This is a genomic window from Actinacidiphila cocklensis (assembly GCF_907177275.1).
GTDB classification, from domain to species: domain Bacteria; phylum Actinomycetota; class Actinomycetes; order Streptomycetales; family Streptomycetaceae; genus Actinacidiphila; species Actinacidiphila cocklensis.
In genome coordinates this window covers 42,938-67,719 of sequence record NZ_CAJSLV010000066.1, presented here as the reverse complement: position 1 = coordinate 67,719, position 24,782 = coordinate 42,938, and the positions used below count along the sequence as shown (strand labels likewise).

The window sequence follows — 24,782 nt, the reverse complement described above, 5'->3', positions numbered from 1 at the left end:
CTTTACGGGGTAAGGCCCGGCCCCGGTAACAGCCGGATAGGAGTCCAGGCTATTACCGGAGCGGCGTACGCGGGCGCCGCGGTGCCGGCGGGCAGGGCCGCTGCGCCCGGGTCCGCCCGCACGGTCACAGCACCTTGGACAGGAAGGCCCTGGTCCGCTCGTGCTGCGGGTTGCCCAGCACCTCCCGGGGGTGGCCGGACTCGACGACCATTCCGTCGTCCATGAAGACCAGCGCGTCGCCGACCTCGCGGGCGAAGCCCATCTCGTGGGTGACCACGATCATGGTCATGCCGTCCTCGGCCAGGCCGCGCATCACGTCCAGCACGTCGCCGACCAGCTCGGGGTCGAGCGCGGAGGTCGGCTCGTCGAAGAGCATCAGCTTGGGCTCCATGGCCAGCGCCCTGGCGATGGCGACCCGCTGCTGCTGGCCGCCGGACAGCTGGGAGGGGTAGCTGCCCGCCTTGTCGGCGAGCCCGACCCGGTCCAGCAGCGCCGCGGCCCGCTCCCGGGCGACGGCCTTGCTCTCCCGCCTGACCTGGACCGGTCCCTCCATGACGTTCTCGATCGCGGTCATGTGCGGGAAGAGGTTGAAGCGCTGGAAGACCATGCCGATGTCGCGCCGCTTGGCGGCGACCTCGCGGTCGCGCAGCTCGTGCAGCCGGTCGCCGCGCTGCCGGTAGCCGACCAGGTCGCCGTCCACCCACAGCCGCCCGGCGTTGATCTGCTCCAGGTGGTTGATGCAGCGCAGGAAGGTGGACTTGCCCGAGCCCGAGGGACCGATCAGGCAGCACACCTCACGCGGTGCGACCTCCAGGTCGATGCCCTTGAGGATGTGCGCGGCGCCGAAGGACTTGTGGACGTTCTCCGCCCTGACCATCGGCTCGACACCGCCGGCCACGGGCTTGGTCATGTCGGGAGTGCTCATGATCAGGCCACCTTCGGTCGGCGCAGGGTCGTCAGGTTCGCCCTGACCTTCTGCCACGGGGTCAGCGGCAGCGACCGCAGCGAGCCGCGGGCGTAACGCCGCTCCAGGTAGAACTGGCCGACGCTGAACACGCTGGTCAGCACCAGGTACCAGATCGAGGCGACGAAGTACATCTCCATGATCGCGTTGGAGCTGATGCCGATGTCGGAGGTCGCGCGCAGCAGTTCCGAGTACTGCACGACCGAGACCAGCGACGAGGTCTTGAGCATGTTGATGAACTCGTTGCCGGTCGGCGGGATGATCACCCGCATCGCCTGCGGGAGGACGATCCTGCGCATGGTCTGCGCACCGGTCATGCCCAGCGCGTGCGACGCCTCGGTCTGGCCCTCGTCCACCGACTGGATGCCGGCCCTGACGATCTCCGCCATGTAGGCGCCCTCGTTGAGGCCGAGGCCCAGCAGGGCGGCCACGAACGGGGTCATCACGGCGACGGTGTCGTTCTTGTAGATCGGCCCCAGGTTGATCGTGTGGAAGATCAGCGAGAGGTTGAACCACATCAGCAGCTGGACGTAGACCGGGGTACCGCGGAAGAACCAGATGTACAGCCAGGAGACCGCGCCGGTCACCGGGTTCCTGGACAGCCGCATGACCGCGAACAGCACGCCGAGCACCAGGCCCATGGCCATCGCGCAGACCGAGATCAGCACGGTGTGCCACACGCCGGTCAGCACGGTGTGGTCGAAGAGCTTGTCGCCGACCGTGCTCCAGATGATCTTGCCCTGGGAGAAGCCGTACGCCAGCCAGCCCAGCAGCACGACCACCACGACGGCGGCCACCCACCGGCCGTAGTGGCGTACCGGAATGGCCCGGATCGCCTCGTAGGGGCTGGCGGGGGCCGCCTGTGAGGGGCCGGCCGTACCTTCCGGGGTACGGCCGGCCTCGGTGTCGCTCACGTCACGAGCCGCCGTTGATCGCGACGGTGGTGACCGCGCCGGTGGTGGCGTTCCACTTCTGCAGGATCTTGGTGTAGGTGCCGTCCGCGACGATCGCGTCCATGGCTGCCTTCAGCGCGTCCCGCAGCTGGGTGGCGTCCTTGCTCACCGCGATGCCGAACGGCCCGGCGTCCGACGGGGCGCCGGCCACCTCGAAGTCGGCGCCCTTGCCCGAGGTCTGGGCGATGTAGGCGGCGACCGGGGTGTCGTTGAGGTCGGCGACCGCGCCGCCGGCCTTGACCCGGGTCTGCGCCTCGGCGTCGGTGTCGAACGCCTGGATCGTCAGGCCCTTGCTGCCGCAGGTGGTCTTCTGCTTCTTGAAGGCGTCCTCGTAGATCGTGCCGCGCTGCACGGCGACGGTCTGGCCGCACAGGTCGTCGAGCGACTTGACGCCCTTGGGGTTGCCCTTCTGCACCAGCAGCGAGGAGCCCGAGTTGTAGTAGTCCACGAAGTCGACGCCGGTGCCGATCTTCTTGCCCTTGTCGTCCAGTCCGCCCTGGCGGGCCTTGGTGTCGCTCATAGCGGACATCACGATGTCGGAACGGCCCGTCTGCAGCGAGGTGATGAGCCCGTCGAACTTGCCGTTGGTGAACTTGAGGGTCACCCCCAGCTTCTCGCCGAGCGCGGCGCCCAGGTCCGGGTCGATGCCGACGATCTTGCCGTCAACGGTCTGCTCCATCGGCGCGTAGGACGCGTCGGTGCCGACCTGGATGACCTTGGAGTCCTGGTACTTCTGCGGCAGCTTGGAGAACAGCGTGTCGGCTGCGCCGCTGGTCGTCGCGCTGCCCGCGCCCGCCGCACTGCCGCTCGGCGAGGGTGCGTCGTCCTTCTTTGTCTGGTCGCCGCACCCGGTGAGCACCAGGGTGCCGGCGACCGCCACGGCGGCGACCGCGCTGAGCCGGGAAAGGGCGGTGGTACGCCTGGTCGTGCGTACGGTCATCGCTGTGTCCTCCTGAAGAGGTGAGGTGTCGTGCTGGTGGACCTGGCACACGCCTTCGAGTACCGCCACCGTGTGTGATCTGTGCATCTTGCCATCCGGACAGCACCGACCGGGATGCCCGTTGTGTCAAAATCGGATAACGGGCGATCCCCGGGCTCCCTTCGGGCCGGCACACCACGGCTGGACCACGATGGGGCTATGCCGGGCGGTACGGGTCGAGTCGTTTTCCCGTCCCGAAACAGAGATCCGGTAGAACAGTTTCCTTCACCCCTCATCCGGGGCCGGTGCGCGTGCGGCGCACCAGGCGTCCCTGTCCGCCTCTTCGCTCACTCGTCTCGGGCGACGCGGACGCCGAGCCCATCTCGCCCCGCCCCCGGGGCGAGTAATCTCCCTCAACCATGACAAAGGGGTCACAAGTGGCAACGGAGATCGTGAATCCGCGGATCGACGGCACCGGCGGTACCGACGGGGGGACGGACGACCTCCCCCTCGATCCGGTGTTCGCACTGCACCGCGGCGGCAAGATGGAGATGGCCTCCACCGTTCCGGTGCGCGACGCCGCCGACCTGTCCCTGGCGTACACGCCCGGCGTGGCCGAGGTCTGCACCGCCATCGCGGACAAGCCCGAACTGGTGCACGACTACACCTGGAAGTCCCAGGTCGTCGCCGTCGTCACGGACGGCACCGCGGTGCTGGGGCTGGGCGACATCGGGCCCGAGGCGTCACTGCCGGTGATGGAGGGCAAGGCGATCCTGTTCAAGCAGTTCGGCGGGGTCGACGCGGTGCCGATCGCGCTGGCCTGCACCGACGTGGACGAGATCGTGGAGACCGTGGTCAGGCTCGCGCCGTCCTTCGGCGGGGTGAACCTGGAGGACATCTCCGCGCCGCGCTGCTTCGAGATCGAACGGCGGCTGGTGGAGCGGCTGGACATCCCGGTCTTCCACGACGACCAGCACGGCACCGCGGTCGTCACGCTCGCGGCGCTGCGCAACGCCGCGAAACTGACGGGCCGTGAGCTGGGCTCGCTGCGCGCGGTCATCTCCGGCGCCGGCGCGGCCGGGGTCGCCATCGCCAAGATCCTGGTCGAGGCGGGCATCGGCGACGTCGCGGTCACCGACCGCAAGGGCGTGGTCCACGAGGGCCGCGACGACCTCAACCCGGTCAAGCGGGAACTGGCGTCGTACACCAACAAGGCGGGCCTGACCGGCTCGCTGGAGTCGGCGATGGCCGGCGCCGACGTCTTCATCGGGGTGTCCGGCGGGACGGTCGCCGAACCGGCGGTCGCCTCGATGGCGGAGGGCTCCTTCGTCTTCGCGATGGCCAACCCGACCCCCGAGGTCCACCCGGAGGTCGCGCACCGCCACGCGGCGGTCGTCGCCACCGGGCGCAGCGACTACCCCAACCAGATCAACAACGTGCTGGCCTTCCCCGGCATCTTCGCCGGTGCCCTCCAGGTGCGCGCCTCGGCCATCACCGAGGGCATGAAGCTCGCCGCGGCCGCGGCGCTGGCCGACGTGGTGGCCGACGAGCTGAGCGCGGACCGCGTGATCCCGTCGCCCTTCGACGCCCGGGTCGCCCCCGCGGTGACCGCGGCAGTCGCGGCCGCCGCCCGCGCGGAAGGCGTCGCCCGGCGCTGACCTGCGCAAACGGCCGGTGCCCCGCCGGGCACCGGCCGCCGCGGCCTTCATGTGACGAGCGTCACATCAGATGCCGTCACATTCGCGCCGTCCCAACGCTCATATGTATTGCCCGGCCGACGCCGGGTATGAAGCACCTCCGTTCGCCCGGCCCCCCGTACCGGCGAGCGGAGGTGCTTCCCCGCTTTCCGGGGCCGGCGGCCCGGCCCGCCGGGGACGCGCGCGTCACACCACCTCGGCCAGCTCCTGCAGCAGCCGGCGCTTGGGGCGGGCGCCGACCATGACCTTGACCGGCTCGCCCGCCCTGAAGAGCAGCAGCGTCGGCATGGACATCACGCCGTAGGCGGCCTGGGTGGCCGGGTTGGTGTCCACGTCGAGCTGGACGACCCGCAGCCGGTGCGCCTCCTCCACCGCGATCTCCTCCAGGACCGGGGCGATCATGCGGCAGGGCGGGCACCAGGTGGCGGTGAAGTCGACCAGCACGGGCAGGTCGGCGGCCAGCACCTCGGCGGCGAAGGTGGCGTCGGTCACGGTCGGTACGGCACTCGTGGTGCCGGCGTTCGTGGTCATTGCGGCGGAGTCCCCTCGTCGGGCCGCCCGGCCTCGGCCAGGACGGCGGTCAGTTCGCACAGCGGTTCCGCGTCGGCGCCCGCTTCAGCGCCCGCCTCGCGCTCCGCCCGCAGCAGCTGGGCGGCGACCTCGGCCCGTACCGCGGTCAGGCGGGCCGTCCAGGCGTCGATCTCCGCGAGCTTGCTGCGGTAGACCGCGAGTGAGGCGGCACAGGTGTCCCCCGCCGGGTGCCCGGCCCGCAGGCACTCCACGAACGGCCGGGTCTCCTCCAGGCCGAAGCCGTACTCCTGGAGGGTGCGGATCTGCTCCAGCATCCGCAGGTGCTCCTCGCCGTAGCTGCGGTAGCCGTTGCCCGCCCGGTCGGCCGGCGGCAGCAGGCCGAGGGATTCGTAGTAGCGGAGCGTTCGCGGCGTGGTGCCGGCGCGTTCCGCGAGTTCGCCGATGCGCATACCGACGACGGTAGACCTTGACGTACGCGTCAGGGCCAGCCCTTTTTCGCGCGGAGTCCGGGGCCGGGACCAGGGGTTGGCAAAAACTTTCAGGATTTACGCGCCGGGAGTTGCTAACTTCCAGCCGGTCTCGGCAGGCTGCGCCCAGCACTTCTCTCCATGCACGCACCCCCGCAACGCGAGGAGCCTGAATGCACCGCCCGAACGGACCCACCCGCCACCGGCGCACCCTGACGCTGGCCGCCGCCCTGTCCCTGCTGGCCGGCCTTTCCATGACCGCCGTCAGCGCCGGCGCGGCGCGGGCCGCCGACCCGCAGGCCGCACGGCAGGCGGAATTCACCTCGGCGGCACGGGAGTTCGGCGTACCGCTGCCCGTACTTCAAGCGGTGTCGTACTACGAGACCCGCTGGGAGGCGCACGCCGGGCAGCCCAACGCCGAGGCGGGGTACGGCCCGATGAACCTCACGGACCTGACCGCGGCCACGCTGGACGCGGACGGGCTCAGCACCCAGTCGCCGCGCTACGCCCCCCTGCTCACCGCCCCCGCAGAGCACACCGCGGCGGCCGCCGCCCAGCTGCTGGGCGCGGCCACCGCGGACGTCACCGGCGACGAGGCGCAGAACATCCGCGGCGGCGCGGCCCTGCTCGCCTCGTACGCGAAGGGTTACGGCCACGGCCGCCTGCCGCGCACCACCGACGGCTGGTACGCCGCCGCGGCCCGCTACAGCCAGTCCACCGAGGACAAGGTCGCGCAGGCCTTCGCCGACGGCGTGTGGTCCACCATGGCCGCCGGCGCCACCCGCACCACCGCCGACGGCCAGCTGGTCACCCTGCCGCCGGTCGGCCGCCTGCACCCGGACCGCGGCGACGTCCGCAAGCTGGGCCTGAAGGAGGTGACCCCGCCCCGGAGCAGCACCCCCGCGGAGTGCCCGGCCTCCCTGCACTGCGACGTCGTCCCCGGCGCCTACACCCTGCTCGACCCGTCGGACCTCGCCGACTACGGCAGCCACGACCTCGCCGACCGCCCCAACGGCGGCCTGGACATCCGCTACATCACCCTGCACAGCACCGACGAGACCTACGACGGCACCCTCGACCTCTTCAACGACCCGACCTACGCGGCCGGCGCGCACTACGTCGTCCGCTCGCAGGACGGCCACGTCACCCAGATGATCCCGACCAAGGACATCGCCTGGGACAGCGCCAACCGGTCCTTCTACCAGCACTCGATCGGCATCGAGCAGGAAGGCTGGGCGACCCACGGCGCCGCCTGGTTCAGCGAGAACCTCTACCGCTCCACGGCGTCGCTGGTGCGCTACCTGGCCGCGAAGTACGACATCCCACTGGACCGCGCGCACATCCTCGGCCACGACAACATCCCGGGCGGCACCGAGTCCGGCGTCGCCACCCAGCACTGGGACCCGGGGCCGGGCTGGGACTGGGAGCACTTCTTCGACCTGCTCGGGGCGCCGATCAGGGCGACCGCGCCGGCGGGCAGCGACGTCGTGGCGATCAAGCCGGGCTACGCGCACAACCCGCAGTCCACGACGTACTGCGACGACGTGCAGGGCTACAAGCAGTTCCCCGGCCCGTACCGCAGCTTCGACTGCCCGGCGGCCTCCCAGGACGCGCCCGCCTCCTTCGTGCCGCTGTACACCGCGCCCAGCACCTCGGCGCCGCTGGTCGCCGACCCGTACCTGCACCCGAACGGCTCCGCGGGGACCAGCGCCATGAACGACTGGGGCGACAAGGCCCCGGCGGGCGAGCGGTACGTCGTCGCCGACCGGGTGCCCGGCTGGACGGCGATCTGGTGGGGCGGCACCGAGGCCTGGCTCCAGGACTCCCCCGCCCACCCCGCGACGGTCCCGGTGCGGGCCGCCCGCATCGTGCCCAAGGCCGGCGCCGCGTCCATCCCCGTCTACACCACGGCCTACCCCGAGGCGTCGGTCTACCCGGCGGACTTCGTCGCCTTCGAGGGCGGCACCGCCCCGCGCCGCCAGCTGGCCCGCGCCAAGTACTCCATCCCGGCCGGCCAGTCCTACGTCGCGGCCGGCCCCGCGGTCGCCACGGACTCCTACTTCGCGATCTACTACGACGGTTCGGCCCCCTACGACCAGCACGACTTCGTCGGGACGACGAAGGTGTACGAGATCGTCTACAACCACCGGATGGCGTTCGTGAACGCCGCGGACGTCGACGTGGTCCCGTCGGCCTCCTGACCTGATCCCGGTCGACCCGCGCCCCCGAGGGCGTGCCTGCGCACAGGGGGCACGCCGGAAGGGGCGCGGGGACCTGCCCTAGCCGGGGCGGTCGCTCTCCAGGGCCTGGTGGGTCAGGCGCAGGGCGCGGCTCGACCTGTCGAAGGTCCGCTGCGCCACGCAGACGAACAGGCAGTCGACCACGACGAGCTGGCTGATCCTGGACGCCATGGCCCCCGGCCTGAAGGTCGTCTCGCGGCCCGCGGAGACCAGCACGTGGTCGGCCAGCCGTGCGGCCGTCGACAGCGGGTGGTTCGTGATCACCACGGTGGTGGCGCCCTCGGCGGCGGCCCGCCGCAGCGGTTCGAGCACGTCGCGGCTCTCGCCGGAGTGCGACACCGCGAGGAAGACGTCGCCGGGACCCAGCAGCACCGCGCTGGTGAGCGCGGACTGCGAGTCGCCGTGCGCGTGGCACGGGCGCCCGATGCGGGCCAGCTTCTGCTGGAGGTCCTGGGCGACCAGGCCCGAGGCGCCGACTCCCGCGATGTGCAGCTGCCCGCCGCCGCATACGGCTCTGACGGCCGCGTCCAGCTCGGCGGGATCGAGCTGGCTCGCGGTCTCCTGGACGGCCTGCGACTCGGTGTGGACGATCTTTCCGATGACCTCGGCCGCCGAGTCCTCGGGGGTGATGCCGGAGCTCAGCTCGGATCGCGGCGCCTGCCGCGCGGCGGCGGCGGCCAGCGCGAGCCGCAGCTCGGGGTAGCCGGCGAAGCCGAGCGCGCGAGCGGTCCGCACGATCGACGACTCGCTGGTCCCGGCGAGCGCGCTCAACTCGGAGATGGTGCTGCGGGCCACCTGCGCCGGGTCCTCCACGATGAGGGAGGCGATCCGGGCGGCGGCGGGGGTGAGCGAGGGCAGCAGCCCCCGCACCATGGCGGTGAGCGCGTCGGCCGAGTCACTGGGCGCAGTGGCGTCCCATGATCGGTCGGTCGGTGACTCCTGGACTATTTGGTACACGCCACAAAGCATGCACCGCCAAACGCCCTTCTGGGACCCGCCGGTGAAGATTCCCGCCTCATGGACAAGTGCACCGCCGATCGGCCGCCCCACCCGGCTGTTGTCACACATCCGGGTGACAATGGACGCGTGTGTGCCGCGCCGTCACTCCTGGAACCGCAGCCGCCGTCGCCGCTGACCGAGGTCGCCGACGAGCGGCTGGAGCGGCACGGGGTGAGGCTGCTGCTGAAGCGGGACGACCTCGTCCACCCGGATCTGCCGGGCAACAAGTTCCGCAAGCTGCGGCTGAATCTGGCCGCCGCGGTGGAGGCCGGCCACGACACGCTGCTCACCTTCGGCGGCGCCTACTCCAACCACCTGCGGGCGGTCGCCGCGGCCGGCCGGCTGCTGGGCCTGCGCACGGTGGGGGTGGTGCGGGGCGAGGAGCTGGCCGCCCGCCCGCTCAACCCCTCGCTGTCGGTGGCCGCGGCCGACGGCATGCGGCTGGATTTCGTCGACCGGGCGACGTACCGCCGCAAGGCCGAGCCCGACGTGCTCGCCGCACTGCTCGCCCGGCACGGCCGCGCGTACGTCCTGCCGGAGGGCGGGTCGAACGCGGCGGCCGCCGCGGGGTGCGCCGACCTGGGCCGGGAGCTGCGCGGCGCCGCTGACGTGGTGGCGGTGGCCTGCGGTACGGGCGGCACCCTGGCGGGGCTGGCCGCGGGCCTGGCGGACGGCCCCGGGCGGCCGGAGTGCGCCGAGGCGATCGGCTTCCCGGTGCTGCGCGGGGGCGCGTTCCTGGCCGCCGACGTGCTGCGGCTGCAGCAGGAGGCGTTCGGGGGGCGCCGCGGCCGCTGGCGGCTCGACGACCGCTTCCACCACGGCGGCTTCGCCAGGACCAGCCCGGCGCTCGACGAGTTCGCCGCGGACTTCGGCCGGCGGCACGGCCTGGACCCGGAGAAGGTCTACGTGGCGAAGATGCTGCACGGCGTGGTGACGCTGGCCGGCGCCGGCACCTTCCCGCCCGGCACCCGGGTGGCGGCGGTGATCACCGGATGACGTGCCCCCGTGCGCCCCTTACGCCCGTCACATCACCCGAACGTAACCTGGTGGCATGATCCGCCCCGCGACCCCCGCCGACCTGCCGGTCCTGCACGCCCTGATCCGCGAACTCGCCGACTACGAGCGGGCGCTGAGCGAGGCCAGGGCGACGCAGGAGCAGCTGCGCACCGCGCTGTTCGGCCCCGACCCGGTCGCCCACGCGCTGATCGCGACCGACGAGGCCACCGGGGAGCCGGCCGGCTTCGCGCTGTGGTTCCGCAACTTCTCCACCTGGACCGGCACCGCCGGGCTGTATCTGGAGGATCTCTACGTACGCCCGCAGGCGCGCGGCGCCGGCCACGGCAAGGCGCTGCTGGCCGCGCTCGCGGCGATCTGCGTGGAACGCGGCTGGTCGCGTTTCGAGTGGACGGTGCTGGACTGGAACGAGAAGGCGCTGGGCGTCTACCGCGCCATCGGCGCCCGGCCGCAGGACGAGTGGACGGTGCAGCGGTTGACCGGTTCCGCCCTCGCGGCGCTGGCCGCGCAGACGGTGCAGGGTGGAAAGGGCGACGTCAGCGCGCCGGGAGCGGTCCTGACGGCCGGCCGGTCGGACAACCGGACGAATTCGCATGCGAATTGAGACCTCGGAGTGCTACCCACGGTCCGTGCCCGTGCGCTTACCATGGGTGACAGGACGGGATCGCTCACCGTCCCTGAAACGCCCGCGGACCGGTTCGCCCATGGGTGCGACCGTCCTCCGTCCGGGCGACATCAGGGCGCGGATCGCGATAGCGTCGCTGCGAACCAGAGCAATCACTGTGTGCCACCTTGGAGGTGAGGGTGTCCCAGAGCGCAGGCGAGCCCGGGTCGAAGGACTTCGTCGAGGTCCGGCTGCCCGCGGCGGGGGCGTATCTGTCGGTCTTGCGGACGGCCACGGCCGGTCTCGCGGCCCGGCTGGACTTCACCCTCGACGAAATCGAGGATCTGCGGATCGCCGTCGACGAGGCGTGCGCGATCCTGTTGCAGCAGGCGGTGCCCGGCAGCGTTTTGAGCTGCGTGTTCCGGCTGGTCGGGGATTCGCTGTGGGTGACCGTCGCGGCGCCCACGACCGACGGCCGGGCGCCGGAGCGCGACACCTTCGCCTGGACGGTGCTCTCCGCACTGGCCGGCGAGGTGGACTCCACCGTCGCCGAGGACAAGACGGTCAGCATCAGTCTGCACAAGAAGCGCGGCGCCGTTCCAGGGCTGTCGTGAAGCTCGCGGGCGGGGCGGAGCCACCGCCGACGCCGTCAGGGTCAGCGTGTCCCGGTCCACCTGCGGCCCGGTGACGGTACAACCGTGCAGGAAGACGGGGAATCGCCATGAGTGCTGAGCTGTCCCGGGGGGATAACCCCGGCACACCCGCGGAGCACAACGTGCCCGCGGCGCGCGGTCGCGCCTCCGTACCCGCCCAGCCGGACCCTGCGGGTCCTGCCGGGCGGCCGACTGCGGCAGGCGACGCGGCCAGGCCCCATCCCGAGCCTATGGGCGGGCAGACCCCTAGGGACGCAATGGACGCTGCGGAGCAGGCGAAGACGATGGAGCAGCAGCCGGACCAGCCGGCGGACCGGCAGCACGACGAGCCGCCGGCCGGGAAGCAAGCCGAGCAGCAGGCCGAGGAACAGGCCGAGGAGCACCCGGCGGCGCACGACCCGCACGACCGGGCGGGCGCGCGGGCGCTCTTCGTCGAGCTGCACCGGCTCCCCGAGGGCTCGCCCGAGCGGGCCGAGCTGCGCAACCAGCTGGTCCGGATGCACCTGCCGCTGGTGGAGCACCTGGCCCGGCGGTTCCGCAACCGCGGCGAGCCGCTCGACGACCTCACCCAGGTCGCCACCATCGGGCTGATCAAGTCGGTGGACCGCTTCGACGTGGACCGGGGGGTGGAGTTCTCCACCTACGCCACGCCGACGGTCGTCGGCGAGATCAAACGCCACTTCCGTGACAAGGGCTGGGCGGTACGGGTGCCGCGCCGGCTCCAGGAGCTGCGGCTCGCGCTGACCACCGCGACGGGCGAGCTGTCCCAGCGGCACGGCCGCGCCCCGACCGTCCACGAGCTGGCGGAGCACCTCAAGATCTCGGAGGAGGAGGTCCTCGAAGGCCTGGAGTCGGCGAACGCGTACAGCACGCTGTCGCTGGACGTCCCCGACACCGACGACGAGTCGCCGGCCGTCGCGGACACCCTCGGCTCCGAGGACGAGGCGCTGGAGGGCGTCGAGTACCGCGAGTCCCTCAAGCCGCTGCTCGAACAGCTGCCGCCGCGGGAGAAGACGATCCTGCTGCTGCGCTTCTTCGGCAACATGACGCAGTCGCAGATCGCCCAGGAGGTCGGCATCTCGCAGATGCACGTCTCCCGGCTGCTGGCGCGCACGCTGGCGCAGCTGCGCGACAAGCTGCTGATCGAGGAGTAGCCCCTCGCCGAGGGGCCTATGTGGTGGTGCGGCGGGCGCCGAGGGCGTCCGTGGTGGTCGGGTGGACCAGCAGGGCGAGGCCGGCCAGGGCGAGGACGCCCAGGAAGGCCCCGCCGCCCACCACCGCTCCCGAGGAGTGCAGCATCGTCCAGGCGACGGGCAGCGCCAGCAGCTGCATGACCAGCGCGGGGCCGCGGCTCCAGCGCCGCAGCTTCGTCAGCCCGTACGCGGCCGCCAGCGGCACCGCCGCGAGCACCAGCACCGTCAGCCCGGCGAGAACCGCGTTGTCGCTGTCGGTGAAGAACATCGTCACGCCCCACGCGGCGACCGCGAGCCCTTCGAGGCCGGCGATGGCCGCCGCTGCGAGAATCCGCGGGGTCGGGGCCGCGGAGAGGGCCTCCGCCACCGGCTGGGCGGCCGCGGAAGGCTCGGGCGAAGGGTCGTGGGGGCTCTGGCTCACACCACTCAGCGTAGCCCGATGCGAAAAACCGTAGGTACGCTATCGGTCATGCGCGCTCTTCTCGTCGTCAATCCCGCCGCGACCACCACCAGCGCGCGGGTGCGTGATGTGATCAGCACCGCACTGGCCAGTGATCTGAAGCTGACGGTCGCGACCACCGAGTACCGCGGGCACGCGCGGGACCTGGCCCGCCGGGCGGCGGAGGGCGGCGAGGTCGAGCTGGTGGTGTCGCTCGGCGGCGACGGCACCGTCAACGAGATCGTCAACGGCCTGCTGCACCGGGGTCCCGACCCGGACACCCTGCCGCAGCTCGCGGTGGTCCCCGGCGGCTCGACGAACGTCTTCGCCCGCGCCCTCGGCCTGCCCAACGACGCCGTGGAGGCCACCGGCGCCCTGCTGGACGCGCTGCGCGCCGGGTCGTCGAGGACGGTGGGCCTGGGCCTGGTGAGCGGCACTCCCGGCACCGAGGACGAGGGGGTGCCCGACCGCTGGTTCACCTTCTGCGCCGGCCTGGGCTTCGACGCCGGCGTGGTCGGACGGGTGGAGCAGCAGCGGGAGTTGGGCAAGCGTTCGACGCATGCGCTGTATCTGCGCCAGGTGGCCCGGCAGTTCATCGCCGACCCGCACCGCAGGCACGGCACGATCACCTTGCAGCGCCCCGACGAGGAGCCGGTGGCGGGCCTGGCGACGGCGATAGTCTGCAACACCGCACCCTGGACATATCTGGGCAACCGTCCCGTCTACGCCTCTCCCGAGGCATCCTTCGACACCGCGCTTGACCTGCTGGGCGTCAGCAAGATGTCCACCTTGTCCGGTACGCGCTATGCGGCGCAACTGCTCCGCTCCACTCCGGAGCGGGGGCCGCGGGGCAAGCACACCCTGACGCTGCACGATCTGACGGACTTCACCTTGCAATCGCAGGCTGCACTGCCCTTCCAGGTGGACGGTGACCATCTGGGGCTGCGTACGAGCGCGACCTTCACAGGCGTACGCCGGGCACTGCGTGTGATTGTGTAAGTCGAAGAGCCTAAAGTCCTTTTACTCGAACGTTTAGGCTGCCCTGCACCCCATGGAAGTACGGCTGTGATCGAGGCGACACCGAGGAATCAAAAAAAAGTTTCCTGAAGGGGTTGTATCTCCCGCCGAGGTTTGCGAGTCTCTAGGTGGCGATCGGGACGGCCGACCAACCGGCCCCCTTGAGAGCCCGAATCTTCCACCTCACACCAGCGGGACTGCACCAGTGAAGACTGGGTGGCGTCCCGTTCGCTGTGAAGGGATTCGTGAAAGCGTTCACATTCACAAGCAACGTGCTTGTCACACAAGGAGTTGGAGCAGCCATGGACTGGCGTCACCGCGCCGTTTGCCGCGAGGAAGACCCCGAGCTCTTCTTCCCCATCGGCAACACCGGTCCTGCGCTGCTGCAGATCGAGGAAGCCAAGGCCGTCTGCCGCCGCTGCCCCGTCATGGAGCAGTGCCTGCAGTGGGCGCTGGAGAGCGGCCAGGACGCCGGTGTCTGGGGTGGCCTCAGCGAGGACGAGCGTCGCGCAATGAAGCGCCGCGCCGCCCGCAACCGGGCCCGCAACGCCAGCGCCTGACGCGCAGCCTTCCCACCGAGCCGCAGCGCGCAGCACCTGTCACACGCGCAGCACGCAGCATCCGAAAGCCCCCGTACCAGCAACGGTACGGGGGCTTTCGCGTGCCTGCTGTCAGCCGGTGCTTCCGGGTGAACGGTCAGCTGTCGAGCGGGAGTTCGAGGATCACCCGGGTGCCGCGGACCGGGGCGGGCAGCATGTCGAAGGTGCCGCCCAACTCCCCGACCACCAGGGTGCGGACGATCTGCAGGCCGAGGTTGCCGGCCTGCTGGGCGTCGAAGCCGGGCGGCAGGCCGCGGCCGTCGTCCTGGACGGTGATCGTGATCAGCTCCCGGCCGCGGGTCGCGGTGATGTCGACGCTGCCCGACTCCCCCGGCCCGAAGCCGTGTTCGAGCGCGTTCTGCAGCAGCTCGGTGAGCACCATGGACAGCGGGGTGGCGATCTCCGCGGTGAGGATGCCGAACCGGCCGGCCCGCCGGGCGGTGACCCGGCCGGGTGAGATCTCGGCGACCATCGCCAGCACCCGGTCGGCGATCTCGTCGAACTCGACCCGCTCGTCCAGCGTCTGGGACAGCGTCTCATGGACGATGGCGATCGAGCCGACCCGGCGTACCGCCTCCTCCAGCGCCTCACGGGCCTTGTCGGAGTCCATCCGGCGGGCCTGCAGCCGCAGCAGCGCGGCGACCGTCTGGAGGTTGTTCTTCACCCGGTGGTGGATCTCCCGGATGGTGGCGTCCTTGGTCATCAACTCGCGCTCGCGGCGCCGCAGTTCGGTCACGTCCCGGAGCAGCACCAGGGAGCCGGTGTGCACGCCCTTGGGTTTGAGCGGGATGGCCCGCAGCTGGATGACGCCGTCGCCGCCCTCGACCTCGAACTCCCGCGGCGCCCAGCCGCTGGCCAGCTTGACCAGCGCCTCGTCCACCGGGCCGCGGGCCGGGGCGAGTTCGGCGGTGGCCTTGCCGAGGTGGTGCCCGACCAGGTCGGCGGCCAGGCCGAGCCGGTGGTAGGCGGACAGCGCGTTGGGGCTGGCGTACTGCACGATGCCGTCGGCGTCCAGCCGGATCAGCCCGTCGCCGGCCCGCGGCGAGGCGTCCATGTCGACCTGCTCGGCAGGGAAGGGGAAGGCGCCGGCCGCGATCATCTGGGCCAGGTCGCTGGCGCTCTGCAGGTAGGTCAGTTCGAGCCGGCTGGGCGTGCGGACGGTCAGCAGGTTGGTGTTGCGGGCGATCACCCCGAGCACCCGGCCGTCCCGGCGCACCGGGATGGACTCCACCCGCACCGGCACCTCCTCGCGCCACTCCGGGTCGCCCTCGCGGACGATCCGCCCCTCGTCGAGCGCGGCGTCCAGCAGCGGCCGCCGGCCGCGCGGGACGAGGTGCCCGACCATGTCGTCCTGGTACGAGGTCGGCCCGGTGTTCGGCCGCATCTGGGCCACCGAGACGTAGCGGGAGCCGTCCCGGGTGGGCACCCACAGCACGAGGTCCGCGAAGGAGAGGTCGGAGAGCAGCTGCCACTCCGAGACCAGTAGGTGGAGCCATTCGAGGTCGGAGGCGTCGAGCGCGGTGTGCTCGCGTACGAGGTCGTTCATGGAGGGCACGCCTGCGAGCGTACCCGCAGGCTCCAGGGGGGTGCGCGACGCGCCGTTTGCGGGCACACTTTGTTCAGGCCCGGCACGAAATCCGTGGCTCAGCCATTTACACGGGCCAATGGTCTAGTCCACAATGGCGCCATCATGAACCTCCGGGCTCCCCGCACAGGAGCGCGGACCGAGGCGGTGCGTTCTCTGCCCTGACTACGCAGCCGCCTCGCAGTCGGCCCTAACGGGTCCGCGGGGACCGCACACCCCGCCGGCCACGGCGCCGACGCCAGCTCCGGGCTGCGGTGCTGGAGAGGCTGAGGGTCCTCTCCCGGCACCGCGGCCCGAAGTGTTTTCTGCCTCATCGCCGCCGGCCACCGGCGAACCCGGGACGGTTCCCGGACGTGGCCGGGCGGCACGACGGGGCACCCGGGGGGACTAGGCCCTAGTGGGTCTCCGTGATCTTGGCTATGCCTCGGGGGGAGTCGGGGTCCTGGCCGCGGGCCACGGCGATCTCCCAGGCCAGCTGCTGGAGGGGCAGGATCTCCAGCAGCGGCTGGAGGGACTCGGGCACATCCGCCGTGGGCAGCGCGAAGCCGCCCGCCGCGGCACGGACCTGCCGCTGGGGGCCGACCACGACCAGATCCGCCCCGCGTCCGCGCAACCGGTCGAGCACCGGCTGCAGCGCCTCCCCGCCGCGCCCCTCCGTCACGATCGCGATCACCGGCGAGATGTTGTCCACCATGGCCAGCGGGCCGTGCAGCAGGTCGGCACCGGAATAGGCGAGCGCCGGGATGTAGCTGGTCTCCATCAGCTTCAGCGCCGCCTCCTTGGCCGTGGGGTAGCCGTAGCCGCGCGAGGTGATCACCATCCGCTCGGCGAAGCGGTAGCGGCCGGCCAGCTCGCGTACCTCGTCGCCGCGGGCCAGCACCTCCTCCGCCAGCCGCGGCAGGCGGTGCGTGGCGGGGGCGGCCTTCGTGCCGCCCAGGCCCATCACGAAGAGGTAGAGGGCCAGCAGCTCGGCCGTGTACGTCTTGGTGGCCGGCAGCGCCTTCTCCGGGCCTGCCAGCAGGTCGATGTGGAACTCCGAGACCTCGGCGAGCGGCGACTCCGGGTTGTTGGTCACCGCCAGGGTGATCGCGCCGGCCGCCCTGGCCGCCTCGGTCGACCCGATCAGGTCGGGCGAGCCGCCGGACTGGCTGACCGTGATCACCAGGACGTCGTTCAGATGCGGGGTCGCCCCGTAGGCGGTGGTGGTGGACATCGAGGTCAGCCCGCAGGGCAGGCCCAGCTCGACCTCGATCAGATACTTCGCGTAGAGCGCCGCGTGGTCGGAGGTGCCGCGGGCGCTGAGCAGGACGAAGCGGGGTTCGCGGTCGGCGATGCCGCGGGCCGTCGCGATGATCGCGGGGGCCGCGACGTCCAGGATGCGCCGCATCACCTCGGGCTGCTCGGCCATCTCGCCGGCCATGATCGCGCCCGGCCGCTCGCCGCCGCGCACCGGGGACCGCGTGCTGCCCACCATGGCCACCGCCTCCATCCCGCCCACCCGGACAGGGCCGTCCGCCGCTGCCCGGAGCACTCCAACAGTCGACCACAGGACCCGGCCGCCCGCGCGCGGAAGAGGGCCGGGGTTGCCCTCTTCAGGCCGCCGCCCACCTGGTAGATTGGTCTATACCACACTCATCCTTTCCAGAACGGCAGGCCCAGCGTGGAAGTTGTCATCGTCCCGGACGCCGCGGCAGGCGGCGACATCATCGCGGAGGCCATGGCCAAGCTGCTCCACCGCAAGCCGGACGCGCTCCTCGGCGTGGCCACCGGATCGACGCCGCTGCCCGTCTACCAGTCGCTCGCCGCCAGGGTGCGGGCCGGTGCGGTGGACGTCTCGCGGGCCAGGGTGTGCCAGCTGGACGAGTACGTGGGGCTGCCCACGGGACACCCCGAGTCGTACCGCTCCGTCGTGCTGCGCGAGGTCGTGGAGCCGCTCGGGCTGTCGCCGGAGGCCTTCATGGGTCCCGACGGTGCCGCGGAGGACGTGCAGGCCGCCTGCGACGCGTACGACGCCGCGCTGGCGGCGGCCGGCGGGGTGGACCTCCAGCTGCTCGGCATCGGTACGGACGGGCACATCGGCTTCAACGAGCCCTGCTCGTCGCTCGCCTCCCGCACCAGGATCAAGACGCTCACCGAGCAGACCCGGGTGGACAACGCCCGCTTCTTCGGCGGCGACATCGAGGCCGTGCCGCACCACGTCATCACCCAGGGCATCGGAACGATTCTGGAGGCCCGGCACCTGGTGCTGCTCGCCACGGGTGAGGGCAAGGCGGAGGCCGTCGCGGCGACGGTCGAGGGACCGGTCGCCGCGGTCGTCCCGGCCTCCGCGCTCCAACTCCACCCGCACGCCACGGTGATCGTCGACGAGGCGGCTGCCTCGAAGCTCAAGCTCGCCCCGTACTTCAGGGCCACGTACGCGGCCAAGCCCGCCTGGCAGGGTCTGTAAGCCCCTCCCAGGCCCTGCCCGGCCCTTCCGGTGCCGTCCCACCCGCGGCCCGGTGGGGGCCGGCCGCACCCTGAGGTCCTGCCCCTGGCGGTGCATCGCCTACCTGCGGCCGTGTCGTGGCTGGGGGCGGACCTGCGCCCCTGAAAAACGCTCACCCTCGCGGCAGGGGGCTCCCCGGCATGCTGCCGGGCACGCCGGAGAACCGTCCCGGGTTCGCCGGTAGCCGGGGAGCCGAAGGGCGCGGCGGTGTCGAAAGGGATGGGGGTCTCCCCAGGCGAAGCTCCGGGGGGGCGCGGAGGTCCTGAGGACGAGCGACCGAGCACGATCGACCGTCGACACCGGATGGAAGCGCCCGGAGGCGAGCCGGCGGCAGTGAGGCAGCGGGCGGTACCGGCTGCGGAAGACGGCTCCCACGTATCCAGCACCCGCGAACGCCACCGCGAGTGGCCCGCCACCGGGCGGCAGCCGCGGGCGCCATCGCACGTGACACGCCCGTAGCGGCACGGCAAGGCCCCCCGCCGGGAGGGCGAGGGGCCGGGGTCCCGGGGGGCGCCCCGGGAGGGGGTCAGCGGGCGGAGACGATGGCCTCGGCTGCGGCTTCGCCGCAGACGCGGGCGGCACCGTGGGTCGCCACGTGAAGCGCACCGCTCGGCGGAGCCTGGGGCACGCCCATCTCGACGACCACCGTGTCGGGCCTCGCGGCCACGAGGCCGCCGAGCGCGTCGGCCATCCATGCGTGCCGGTGCACGTCCCGCACCACGGCGACGATCCGCCGCGTACCGGCGGCGGCGAGCACACCGGCGACGAAGTCCCCGCCCTCCGCGTCCGCGGAGCGGAAGGTCGCCGTCTCGGTGCCGGGCAGCAGCCGTTCCAGCTCCGCCGCCACGCCCCACGGCGTGTCCTCGCCGACCGCGATGTTGGCCACCGGCGTGAACGCGGCCACGTAGGGCGCCTCGTCCAGGGCCGCGAAGCCGGGCGCGCGGGTGATCCGCAGCGCCCGCCTGGCGGCTTCCAGGCCGATCTCGGAGGCGGAGCCGAAGCCGTCGGGTGCGGTCCCCACCGCTGCACCCGACTGCCCGGCCGCCCACGCGGCCAGCTCGCGGACCCGGGCCGCCGCGTCGGCGAGCCGCTCGCGCGGCAGGTCGCCGCTGTCGACCGCGGTCACGATGGCGTCGCGCAGCGCGTACACGGTCTGCTCGTCGGCGAGGCCGCCGCCGACGCAGATCGCGTCGGCGCCGGCGGCCAGCGCCATGACGGTGCCGCGCTCGATGCCGTAGGTGGCAGCGATCGCCTGCATCTCGATGCCGTCGGTGACGATGAGGCCGTCGTAGCCGAGGCCGCCGGCCTCGCGCGGGGCGCGCAGCAGGCCGGTGAGCGCGGCGGGGCTGAGCGTCGCGGGCAGGTCGGGGTCGAGCGCGGGCACCAGGATGTGCGCGCTCATCACGACCTTCGTGCCCGCGGCCAACGCGGCCCGGAACGGCACGAGTTCACGCGTGTGCAGGGTCGTGAGGTCGACGTCGATACGCGGCAGCGCATGGTGCGAGTCGGTGGCGGTGTCGCCGTGCCCGGGGAAGTGCTTGACGCAGGCGGCGACCCCGGCGGACTGCAGGCCCTCGACGTAGGCGGCGGTGTTGCGGGCCACCAGTTCGGGGTCGGCGCCGAAGGACCGTACGCCGATCACCGGGTTGCCCGGGTCGGAGTTGACGTCCGCGGACGGCGCCCAGTTGAGGTTCACCCCGCACTCGGCGAGCCGGCGGCCCAGTTCCGCGGCGACCGAGCGGGTCAGCTTCACGTCGTCGACCGCGCCCAGCGCGAGGTTGCCGGGGAAGGACGAACCGCCGCGCGCCTCAAGGCGGGTGACGTCGCCGCCCTCCTCGTCGGCGGCGACCAGGACGTCGGGGCGTACCGCCCGCAGCTCGGCGGTGAGCGCGGCCAGCTGCTCGGGCGACTCGATGTTGCGGGCGAACAGCGCCACCGCGCCGAGGCCCGCGGCGAGCTGCCGCAGCAGCCACTCGGGCGCTGTGGTGCCGACGAAGCCGGGCTGCAGGACGGTCAGCGCGTCGCGGACCAGGAGGTCCGCAGGCGTGTCGGTGGAAATGACGGTCATCCCTTCACCGCCCCGGCCGTGAGGCCGGCGGCCATCTTGCGCTGGACGAGCAGGAACAGGATCACCACGGGGATGCCCATCATGGTGGACCCGGCCATCATCGGCGCGTACTCGGTTCCGTGCTGGGTGGTGAACGTCCCCAGCCACACGGTCGCCGTCTGGTGGTCCTGGCTCATGACCAGCAGGGCGTAGAGGAACTCGTTCCAGGCCTGGATGAAGCCGTAGATGGAGGTGGCGACCAGGCCGGGGGCCAGCAGCGGGAAGACCACCCGGATGAAGGCGCCGGTGCGGCTGCAGCCGTCCACCATGGCGGCCTCTTCCAGCTCCTTGGGGATGTTGACGATGAAGCCGCGCAGCGTCCAGACGGTGAAGGGCAGCACGAACGTCAGGTACGTCAGGACCAGGCCGGACAGCTTGTCGATCTGGTGGATCTGGTTGAGCAGCAGGAAGACCGGGATGATCATCGCGACCAGCGGCACCATCTGGACGGTCAGGATGCCGACGATGACGATTTTGCGGCCGCGGAAGGCGAACCGGGAGATCGCGAGCGCCGCGAGCAGGCCGATGAACGCGCCGATCACCACGGTGCTGGCGCTGACGATCAGGCTGCGCTCGACCGGTCCCCAGAAGTCGCTGATGTTCAGGGCGCGGTGGAAGTTCTCCAGCGACACCGGCCACGGGAAGAAGTGCGGAGTGGGGTCGATGGAGTCCTTGGCCGGCTTGAAGGCCGTATTGATCATCCAGTAGACCGGGAAGGCGGCCAGCACGAAGACCAGCAGGCCCAGCAGGTTCCAGCCCCGTTTGGCGTTGCGCCGACGGCGGTTCACCGCGTTCAGGCGGTTGTCGGCGGTCGGCCGCGAGGTCAGCGCGCTCATTCCACCTCTCCGATCTTCAGCATCTGCCGCATGTACACCGCGACCACGCCGAGCAGCAGCAGCACGGTGAGCAGTGCGATGGCGGAACCGGTGGCGTAGTCGTTGACGCCGAAGGCCTTCTCGTACGAATAGGTGGTGAGCAGCTGGAACTCCGGTTCGGGGTGGCCGCCGCGCATCAGCCACACCTGGGCGAAGACGCCCATGTCCCAGATCACCGACAGGGTCGTCATCATGACGACCAGCGGCTTGATGATCGGGAGGGTGACGTAGCGGAAGACCCCGAAGGCGTCGGCGCCGTCCAGCCTGGCCGCCTCCTCCAGTTCCTTGGGGACCTGGGTGAGGCCGGCGCTGAGGGTGATCACCACGAACGGGATCGCCCCCCACACCACCTGGAGCATGATCACGCTCAGGCCCTGGGGTCCCGAGGCGAACCAGTTGTGGCCGGTGTAGTCGACGCCGGGCAGCTGGCTCAGCGTCCAGTTCACGACGCCGTAGTCGCTGTCGAACATCCACTTGAAGACGGTGACGGCGACGACCACGGGCATCGCCCAGCTGGCCACCAGCGCGATGTTCACCAGGGTGCGGACCCAGCCGGAGACCCGCTGCAGCAGCAGGGCGACCAGCATGCCGATGACCATGGTGAGGATCACCGCGCTGCCGGCGAACAGCACGGTCCTGACGACCACCGACCAGAACTCGTGGTCGCTGAGGATCGCCTGGTAGTTGTCGAAGCCGACCCAGGTGGCCGGTTTGAAGCCCCACAGCTGGGGCTTCTTGTAGTCCTGGAAGGACAGGGTGCCCAGCTTGATCAGCGGATAGCCCAGGACGAGCACCAGCACCAGGATGCACGGTGCGAGCAGCAGCCACGGGGTGGCCGCGCGCCCCAGGGCGAACCTGCGGCGCCGGGCGGCCCGGGCTCTCCCGGTCCCGTGGCCGGGAGGTGATGAGTGCCGCCGCGGCGGCGGCACCTGGGTGGTGGTGGTATCGGCGGCACTCATCACGTGCTCCTCTAGCGGTCCCGGTCTCCTGTTGTGCGAGGACTAGGTCAGTTCTTGACGTTCAGGACCTTGTCCATGGCCGCGTCCGCGGCCTTCGCGGCGTCCGCGACGGACTGCTTGCCGGTGGCGATGTTCTGCAGCATGGTCTGCAGGGTCTGCGCCTTCTCGACACTGCCCCAGCCGGGCGCGGTCGGCACGAACCAGCTGCTCTCGGCCGCGGTCGCGGTGACCGTGTTGGCCGGGTCGGCCTTCAGGGTGGCCAGCTGCGTGTTGTTGTTCGGCAGGTTGCCCTTGCTCATCAGGGTCGTCTGCGCCTGGGTGTTGGTGAAGTCGTTGATCCACTCGGACGCGAGGTCGGTGTTCTTCGACTTGCTCGGCACGGCCAGGTCGGAGCCGCCGAGGAAGACCGGGAGGGCCTTGCCGGACGGGCCGGGCATCACGAAGTTGACCAGGTTGTCCTTGAGCTTGCCGCCGGTCTTGTCGAACTTCGGGTCGGCCGCGGACGGGGCCTCCCAGCCGGGGGCGTAGATCATGGCGGACTTGCCCTGGCCGTAGACGATGTAGCGGTCGGACTCGTCCTTGGTGAGGTCGCCGTGCATGTACTTGCCGATGGCGTTCTTCCAGGCGGTCAGGCCCTGGATGGCCGCCGGGCTCTCCAGGGAGCCCTTCCACTGGCCGCCGTCGTTGGTGGCGATGGCGCCGCCGGCGTCGTAGACGAAGGACAGGCCGGCGTACCAGTCACGCGAGGGCTGGTACCAGGCGTTGAACTTCGCGCCCTCCTTGGCCTGGATCTTGTCCAGGTCGCCGGTCAGCTCGGCCCAGTTCTTCGGGGTGTCCTTGACACCGGCCGCGGCCGCGATGTCCTTGCGCCACGAGGCGATACGGGCGGCGGCGTAGTAGGGCACGCCGTAGGTCTTGCCGTCGTAGTTCACCGACTGCTTGAGACCGTCGAGCCACTGGGCGGAGTTCTCGAACTTCGAGGGGTCCAGCTCGGCGAAGGCGCCTTCCGCCATGTAGGGCACCATCTCGGTGTTGCCCATCTCGACGACGTCGGGCGTCTTGTCGGTGGCGAGCACCGCGTCCAGCTTCGCGTTCTTGTCCGGCCACGCGTAGTACTCGTGCTTGACCTTCAGCCCCGGGTGCTTGGCGATGATCGCGTCGTCGGCGGACTTCACCAGTTCCGGCCAGTTGTGCTGGGCGTCGACGGTCAGCCAGACTGTGATCGTCTTGTCGGTCGTAGCGGCCGACGACGAACCGGCGTCCGCCTTCTTGTCGTCGTCCTTCTTGTCAGATCCACACGCCGCGATACCGACGATCATGGTCGCGACGCCGATCGCCGCGATGAGCTTGCGCTTCACGCCACCCTCCTCAGGATGCCCGAAACTCCCCCCACCGCCCGAATTGCCGGCCGCCGTACGAGAACCGTCGGCCGAGTCCTGCTCGTGGGTCTGGGATTTGGTCGTTAATGGTTTAGACCAGTACCGGGAGCTTGGCCTAGACCTTTAGGGGTGTCAAGGGTGTATAAGAACACCCGTCGGCTCTGTTATCGGACCGACACCTGAGGGGAACCACACCCCCGCCGCCTCTCTCCCGCAGGGCCGCGCGTGCCACCATGTGAGCCGCGATCAACGGAGGAGCCGGTGACGGCAGCACGACAGCAGTCGGGAGTAAACGTCATGGAGAGCGACGCGGCCACCAGCGCGGAGACCACGGCGGGCGGCGCCGCGGGCCGCACCGCCCGGGTGCCCAAGTACTACCGGCTCAAGCGCCACCTGCTGGACATCACGCAGACGATGCCTCCCGGCACCCCGGTCCCGCCGGAGCGCACCCTGGCCACCGAGTTCGACACCTCCCGCACCACCGTCCGGCAGGCGCTGCAGGAGCTGGTGGTCGAGGGCCGGCTCGAACGCATCCAGGGCAAGGGCACCTTCGTGGCCAAGCCCAAGGTCTCGCAGGCACTCCAACTCACTTCGTACACCGAGGACATGCGCGCCCAGGGCCTGGAACCCACGTCCCAGCTGCTGGACATCGGCTACATCACCGCCGACGACCGGCTCGCCGGGCTGCTGGACATGAAGGCCGGCGGCCGGGTGCTGCGGATCGAACGGCTCCGGCTGGCCAACTCCGAGCCGATGGCGATCGAGACCACCCACCTGTCCGCCAAGCGCTTCCCCGCGCTGCGCCGCAGCCTGGCCAAGTACGTCTCGCTCTACACCGCGCTGGCCGAGGTCTACGACGTGCGGCTGGCCGAGGCCGAGGAGACCATCGAGACCTCGCTCGCCACCCCGCGCGAGGCCGGCCTGCTGGGCACCGACGTCGGCCTGCCCATGCTGATGCTCTCCCGGCACTCGATCGACACCACCGGCGAACCGGTGGAGTGGGTGCGCTCGGTCTACCGCGGCGACCGCTACAAGTTCGTGGCCAGGCTCAGCCGCCCGAACGGCTGACCCGGCCACTGATCCGTGCACGGGTAGTGACGACC

Annotated in this window: 23 protein-coding genes; 10 read left to right on the top strand and 13 right to left on the bottom strand. The window is 71.3% G+C overall.

Annotated features, from left to right (window positions below; genetic code table 11):
* Nucleotides 1–124 precede the first annotated feature (124 nt).
* The 3 genes from NFU81_RS23940 to NFU81_RS23930 form a co-directional block, all read right to left on the bottom strand.
* Nucleotides 125–925 (bottom strand): amino acid ABC transporter ATP-binding protein, encoded by an 801-nt coding sequence (locus NFU81_RS23940; RefSeq protein ID WP_274038035.1) that lies wholly within the window; start codon nt 923–925, stop codon nt 125–127.
* Between the two features lie 2 nt (nt 926–927).
* On the bottom strand, nt 928–1,797 hold the full coding sequence (locus NFU81_RS23935) for an amino acid ABC transporter permease (protein WP_422665268.1): 870 nt from the start codon (nt 1,795–1,797) through the stop codon (nt 928–930).
* Nucleotides 1,798–1,879: 82 nt separating this feature from the next.
* Nucleotides 1,880–2,857 (bottom strand): ABC transporter substrate-binding protein, encoded by a 978-nt coding sequence (locus NFU81_RS23930; protein ID WP_251493273.1) that lies wholly within the window; start codon nt 2,855–2,857, stop codon nt 1,880–1,882.
* A gap of 416 nt (nt 2,858–3,273) precedes the next feature.
* Here NFU81_RS23930 and NFU81_RS23925 point away from each other — a divergent pair, with 416 nt between their 5' ends.
* The gene (locus NFU81_RS23925; protein ID WP_251493271.1) at nt 3,274–4,494 is read left to right on the top strand and encodes an NAD(P)-dependent malic enzyme; all 1,221 of its coding nucleotides are present in this window, start codon (nt 3,274–3,276) and stop codon (nt 4,492–4,494) included.
* A gap of 225 nt (nt 4,495–4,719) precedes the next feature.
* Here NFU81_RS23925 and trxA read toward each other — a convergent pair whose 3' ends face one another.
* Nucleotides 4,720–5,064, bottom strand: a complete 345-nt coding sequence (trxA, locus tag NFU81_RS23920) for a thioredoxin (protein ID WP_251493269.1) — start codon at nt 5,062–5,064, stop codon at nt 4,720–4,722.
* Nucleotides 5,061–5,513, bottom strand: coding sequence for a MerR family transcriptional regulator (locus tag NFU81_RS23915; protein WP_251493267.1), 453 nt, complete (start codon nt 5,511–5,513; stop codon nt 5,061–5,063). Before NFU81_RS23915 ends, trxA begins: the two co-directional genes overlap by 4 nt.
* 191 nt (nt 5,514–5,704) lie before the next feature.
* Between NFU81_RS23915 and NFU81_RS23910 the strand changes: the two genes are divergently transcribed.
* A complete protein-coding gene (locus NFU81_RS23910; protein WP_251493265.1) occupies nt 5,705–7,732 on the top strand; it encodes an N-acetylmuramoyl-L-alanine amidase in 2,028 nt (675 codons plus the stop codon).
* Nucleotides 7,733–7,810: 78 nt separating this feature from the next.
* Here NFU81_RS23910 and NFU81_RS23905 read toward each other — a convergent pair whose 3' ends face one another.
* Nucleotides 7,811–8,728: a MurR/RpiR family transcriptional regulator gene (locus NFU81_RS23905; RefSeq protein ID WP_251493263.1), complete on the bottom strand. Its 918-nt coding sequence runs from the start codon at nt 8,726–8,728 to the stop codon at nt 7,811–7,813.
* Nucleotides 8,729–8,788: 60 nt separating this feature from the next.
* On the opposite strand from NFU81_RS23905, the gene NFU81_RS23900 reads away from it, so the two are divergent.
* The 4 genes from NFU81_RS23900 to NFU81_RS23885 all read left to right on the top strand — a co-directional run bounded on the left by NFU81_RS23900 (nt 8,789) and on the right by NFU81_RS23885 (nt 12,195).
* On the top strand, nt 8,789–9,766 hold the full coding sequence (locus tag NFU81_RS23900) for a 1-aminocyclopropane-1-carboxylate deaminase/D-cysteine desulfhydrase (protein WP_251493261.1): 978 nt from the start codon (nt 8,789–8,791) through the stop codon (nt 9,764–9,766).
* Nucleotides 9,767–9,821: 55 nt separating this feature from the next.
* Entirely contained in the window at nt 9,822–10,388 is a 567-nt protein-coding gene (locus NFU81_RS23895; RefSeq protein ID WP_251493259.1) for a GNAT family N-acetyltransferase, read from the top strand.
* 200 nt (nt 10,389–10,588) lie between these two features.
* Nucleotides 10,589–11,002, top strand: coding sequence for an ATP-binding protein (locus tag NFU81_RS23890; RefSeq protein ID WP_033171796.1), 414 nt, complete (start codon nt 10,589–10,591; stop codon nt 11,000–11,002).
* A gap of 269 nt (nt 11,003–11,271) precedes the next feature.
* A complete protein-coding gene (locus NFU81_RS23885) occupies nt 11,272–12,195 on the top strand; it encodes an RNA polymerase sigma factor SigF (protein ID WP_251493257.1) in 924 nt (307 codons plus the stop codon).
* Nucleotides 12,196–12,211: 16 nt separating this feature from the next.
* On the opposite strand, the gene NFU81_RS23880 is transcribed toward NFU81_RS23885, so the two are convergent.
* The gene (locus tag NFU81_RS23880) at nt 12,212–12,655 is read right to left on the bottom strand and encodes a hypothetical protein (protein ID WP_251493254.1); all 444 of its coding nucleotides are present in this window, start codon (nt 12,653–12,655) and stop codon (nt 12,212–12,214) included.
* A gap of 48 nt (nt 12,656–12,703) precedes the next feature.
* On the opposite strand from NFU81_RS23880, the gene NFU81_RS23875 reads away from it, so the two are divergent.
* Nucleotides 12,704–13,672 (top strand): diacylglycerol/lipid kinase family protein, encoded by a 969-nt coding sequence (locus tag NFU81_RS23875; protein ID WP_251493252.1) that lies wholly within the window; start codon nt 12,704–12,706, stop codon nt 13,670–13,672.
* Nucleotides 13,673–13,992: 320 nt separating this feature from the next.
* Nucleotides 13,993–14,250, top strand: a complete 258-nt coding sequence (locus NFU81_RS23870; protein ID WP_031520293.1) for a WhiB family transcriptional regulator — start codon at nt 13,993–13,995, stop codon at nt 14,248–14,250.
* A gap of 136 nt (nt 14,251–14,386) precedes the next feature.
* Here NFU81_RS23870 and NFU81_RS23865 read toward each other — a convergent pair whose 3' ends face one another.
* Both NFU81_RS23865 and NFU81_RS23860 read right to left on the bottom strand, forming a co-directional pair.
* Nucleotides 14,387–15,835, bottom strand: coding sequence for a sensor histidine kinase (locus tag NFU81_RS23865; RefSeq protein ID WP_251493318.1), 1,449 nt, complete (start codon nt 15,833–15,835; stop codon nt 14,387–14,389).
* 433 nt (nt 15,836–16,268) lie between these two features.
* A complete protein-coding gene (locus NFU81_RS23860; protein WP_251493250.1) occupies nt 16,269–17,348 on the bottom strand; it encodes an SIS domain-containing protein in 1,080 nt (359 codons plus the stop codon).
* Nucleotides 17,349–17,534: 186 nt separating this feature from the next.
* Between NFU81_RS23860 and nagB the strand changes: the two genes are divergently transcribed.
* Nucleotides 17,535–18,320, top strand: a complete 786-nt coding sequence (gene nagB / locus NFU81_RS23855; protein WP_251493248.1) for a glucosamine-6-phosphate deaminase — start codon at nt 17,535–17,537, stop codon at nt 18,318–18,320.
* 565 nt (nt 18,321–18,885) lie between these two features.
* On the opposite strand, the gene NFU81_RS23850 is transcribed toward nagB, so the two are convergent.
* The 4 genes from NFU81_RS23850 to NFU81_RS23835 are packed head-to-tail and all read right to left on the bottom strand — an operon-like array spanning nt 18,886 to nt 23,658.
* Nucleotides 18,886–20,427, bottom strand: coding sequence for a glycoside hydrolase family 3 protein (locus NFU81_RS23850; protein ID WP_251493246.1), 1,542 nt, complete (start codon nt 20,425–20,427; stop codon nt 18,886–18,888).
* The gene (locus tag NFU81_RS23845; protein ID WP_251493244.1) at nt 20,424–21,302 is read right to left on the bottom strand and encodes a carbohydrate ABC transporter permease; all 879 of its coding nucleotides are present in this window, start codon (nt 21,300–21,302) and stop codon (nt 20,424–20,426) included. Before NFU81_RS23845 ends, NFU81_RS23850 begins: the two co-directional genes overlap by 4 nt.
* On the bottom strand, nt 21,299–22,300 hold the full coding sequence (locus NFU81_RS23840; RefSeq protein ID WP_251493242.1) for a carbohydrate ABC transporter permease: 1,002 nt from the start codon (nt 22,298–22,300) through the stop codon (nt 21,299–21,301). Before NFU81_RS23840 ends, NFU81_RS23845 begins: the two co-directional genes overlap by 4 nt.
* A gap of 47 nt (nt 22,301–22,347) precedes the next feature.
* On the bottom strand, nt 22,348–23,658 hold the full coding sequence (locus NFU81_RS23835; RefSeq protein ID WP_251493240.1) for an extracellular solute-binding protein: 1,311 nt from the start codon (nt 23,656–23,658) through the stop codon (nt 22,348–22,350).
* 318 nt (nt 23,659–23,976) lie between these two features.
* Here NFU81_RS23835 and NFU81_RS23830 point away from each other — a divergent pair, with 318 nt between their 5' ends.
* Nucleotides 23,977–24,747 carry a GntR family transcriptional regulator gene (locus tag NFU81_RS23830; RefSeq protein ID WP_033171787.1) on the top strand — a complete coding sequence of 257 codons (771 nt, stop codon included), beginning with the start codon at nt 23,977–23,979 and terminating at the stop codon, nt 24,745–24,747.
* Nucleotides 24,748–24,782: the final 35 nt, after the last annotated feature.

Bases quoted from the DNA above. Each gene is read 5' to 3' on its own strand.
- NFU81_RS23940 (WP_274038035.1), bottom strand. From the start codon at position 925: ATGAGCACTCCCGACATGACCAAGCCCGTGGCCGGCGGTGTCGAGCCG.
- NFU81_RS23930 (WP_251493273.1), bottom strand. From the start codon at position 2,857: ATGACCGTACGCACGACCAGGCGTACCACCGCCCTTTCCCGGCTCAGC.
- trxA (WP_251493269.1), bottom strand. From the start codon at position 5,064: ATGACCACGAACGCCGGCACCACGAGTGCCGTACCGACCGTGACCGAC.
- NFU81_RS23915 (WP_251493267.1), bottom strand. From the start codon at position 5,513: ATGCGCATCGGCGAACTCGCGGAACGCGCCGGCACCACGCCGCGAACG.
- NFU81_RS23910 (WP_251493265.1), top strand. From the start codon at position 5,705: ATGCACCGCCCGAACGGACCCACCCGCCACCGGCGCACCCTGACGCTG.
- NFU81_RS23900 (WP_251493261.1), top strand. From the start codon at position 8,789: ATGGACAAGTGCACCGCCGATCGGCCGCCCCACCCGGCTGTTGTCACA.
- NFU81_RS23895 (WP_251493259.1), top strand. From the start codon at position 9,822: ATGATCCGCCCCGCGACCCCCGCCGACCTGCCGGTCCTGCACGCCCTG.
- NFU81_RS23885 (WP_251493257.1), top strand. From the start codon at position 11,272: ATGGGCGGGCAGACCCCTAGGGACGCAATGGACGCTGCGGAGCAGGCG.
- NFU81_RS23875 (WP_251493252.1), top strand. From the start codon at position 12,704: ATGCGCGCTCTTCTCGTCGTCAATCCCGCCGCGACCACCACCAGCGCG.
- NFU81_RS23870 (WP_031520293.1), top strand. From the start codon at position 13,993: ATGGACTGGCGTCACCGCGCCGTTTGCCGCGAGGAAGACCCCGAGCTC.
- NFU81_RS23865 (WP_251493318.1), bottom strand. From the start codon at position 15,835: ATGAACGACCTCGTACGCGAGCACACCGCGCTCGACGCCTCCGACCTC.
- NFU81_RS23860 (WP_251493250.1), bottom strand. From the start codon at position 17,348: ATGGTGGGCAGCACGCGGTCCCCGGTGCGCGGCGGCGAGCGGCCGGGC.
- NFU81_RS23850 (WP_251493246.1), bottom strand. From the start codon at position 20,427: ATGACCGTCATTTCCACCGACACGCCTGCGGACCTCCTGGTCCGCGAC.
- NFU81_RS23845 (WP_251493244.1), bottom strand. From the start codon at position 21,302: ATGAGCGCGCTGACCTCGCGGCCGACCGCCGACAACCGCCTGAACGCG.
- NFU81_RS23840 (WP_251493242.1), bottom strand. From the start codon at position 22,300: ATGAGTGCCGCCGATACCACCACCACCCAGGTGCCGCCGCCGCGGCGG.
- NFU81_RS23830 (WP_033171787.1), top strand. From the start codon at position 23,977: ATGGAGAGCGACGCGGCCACCAGCGCGGAGACCACGGCGGGCGGCGCC.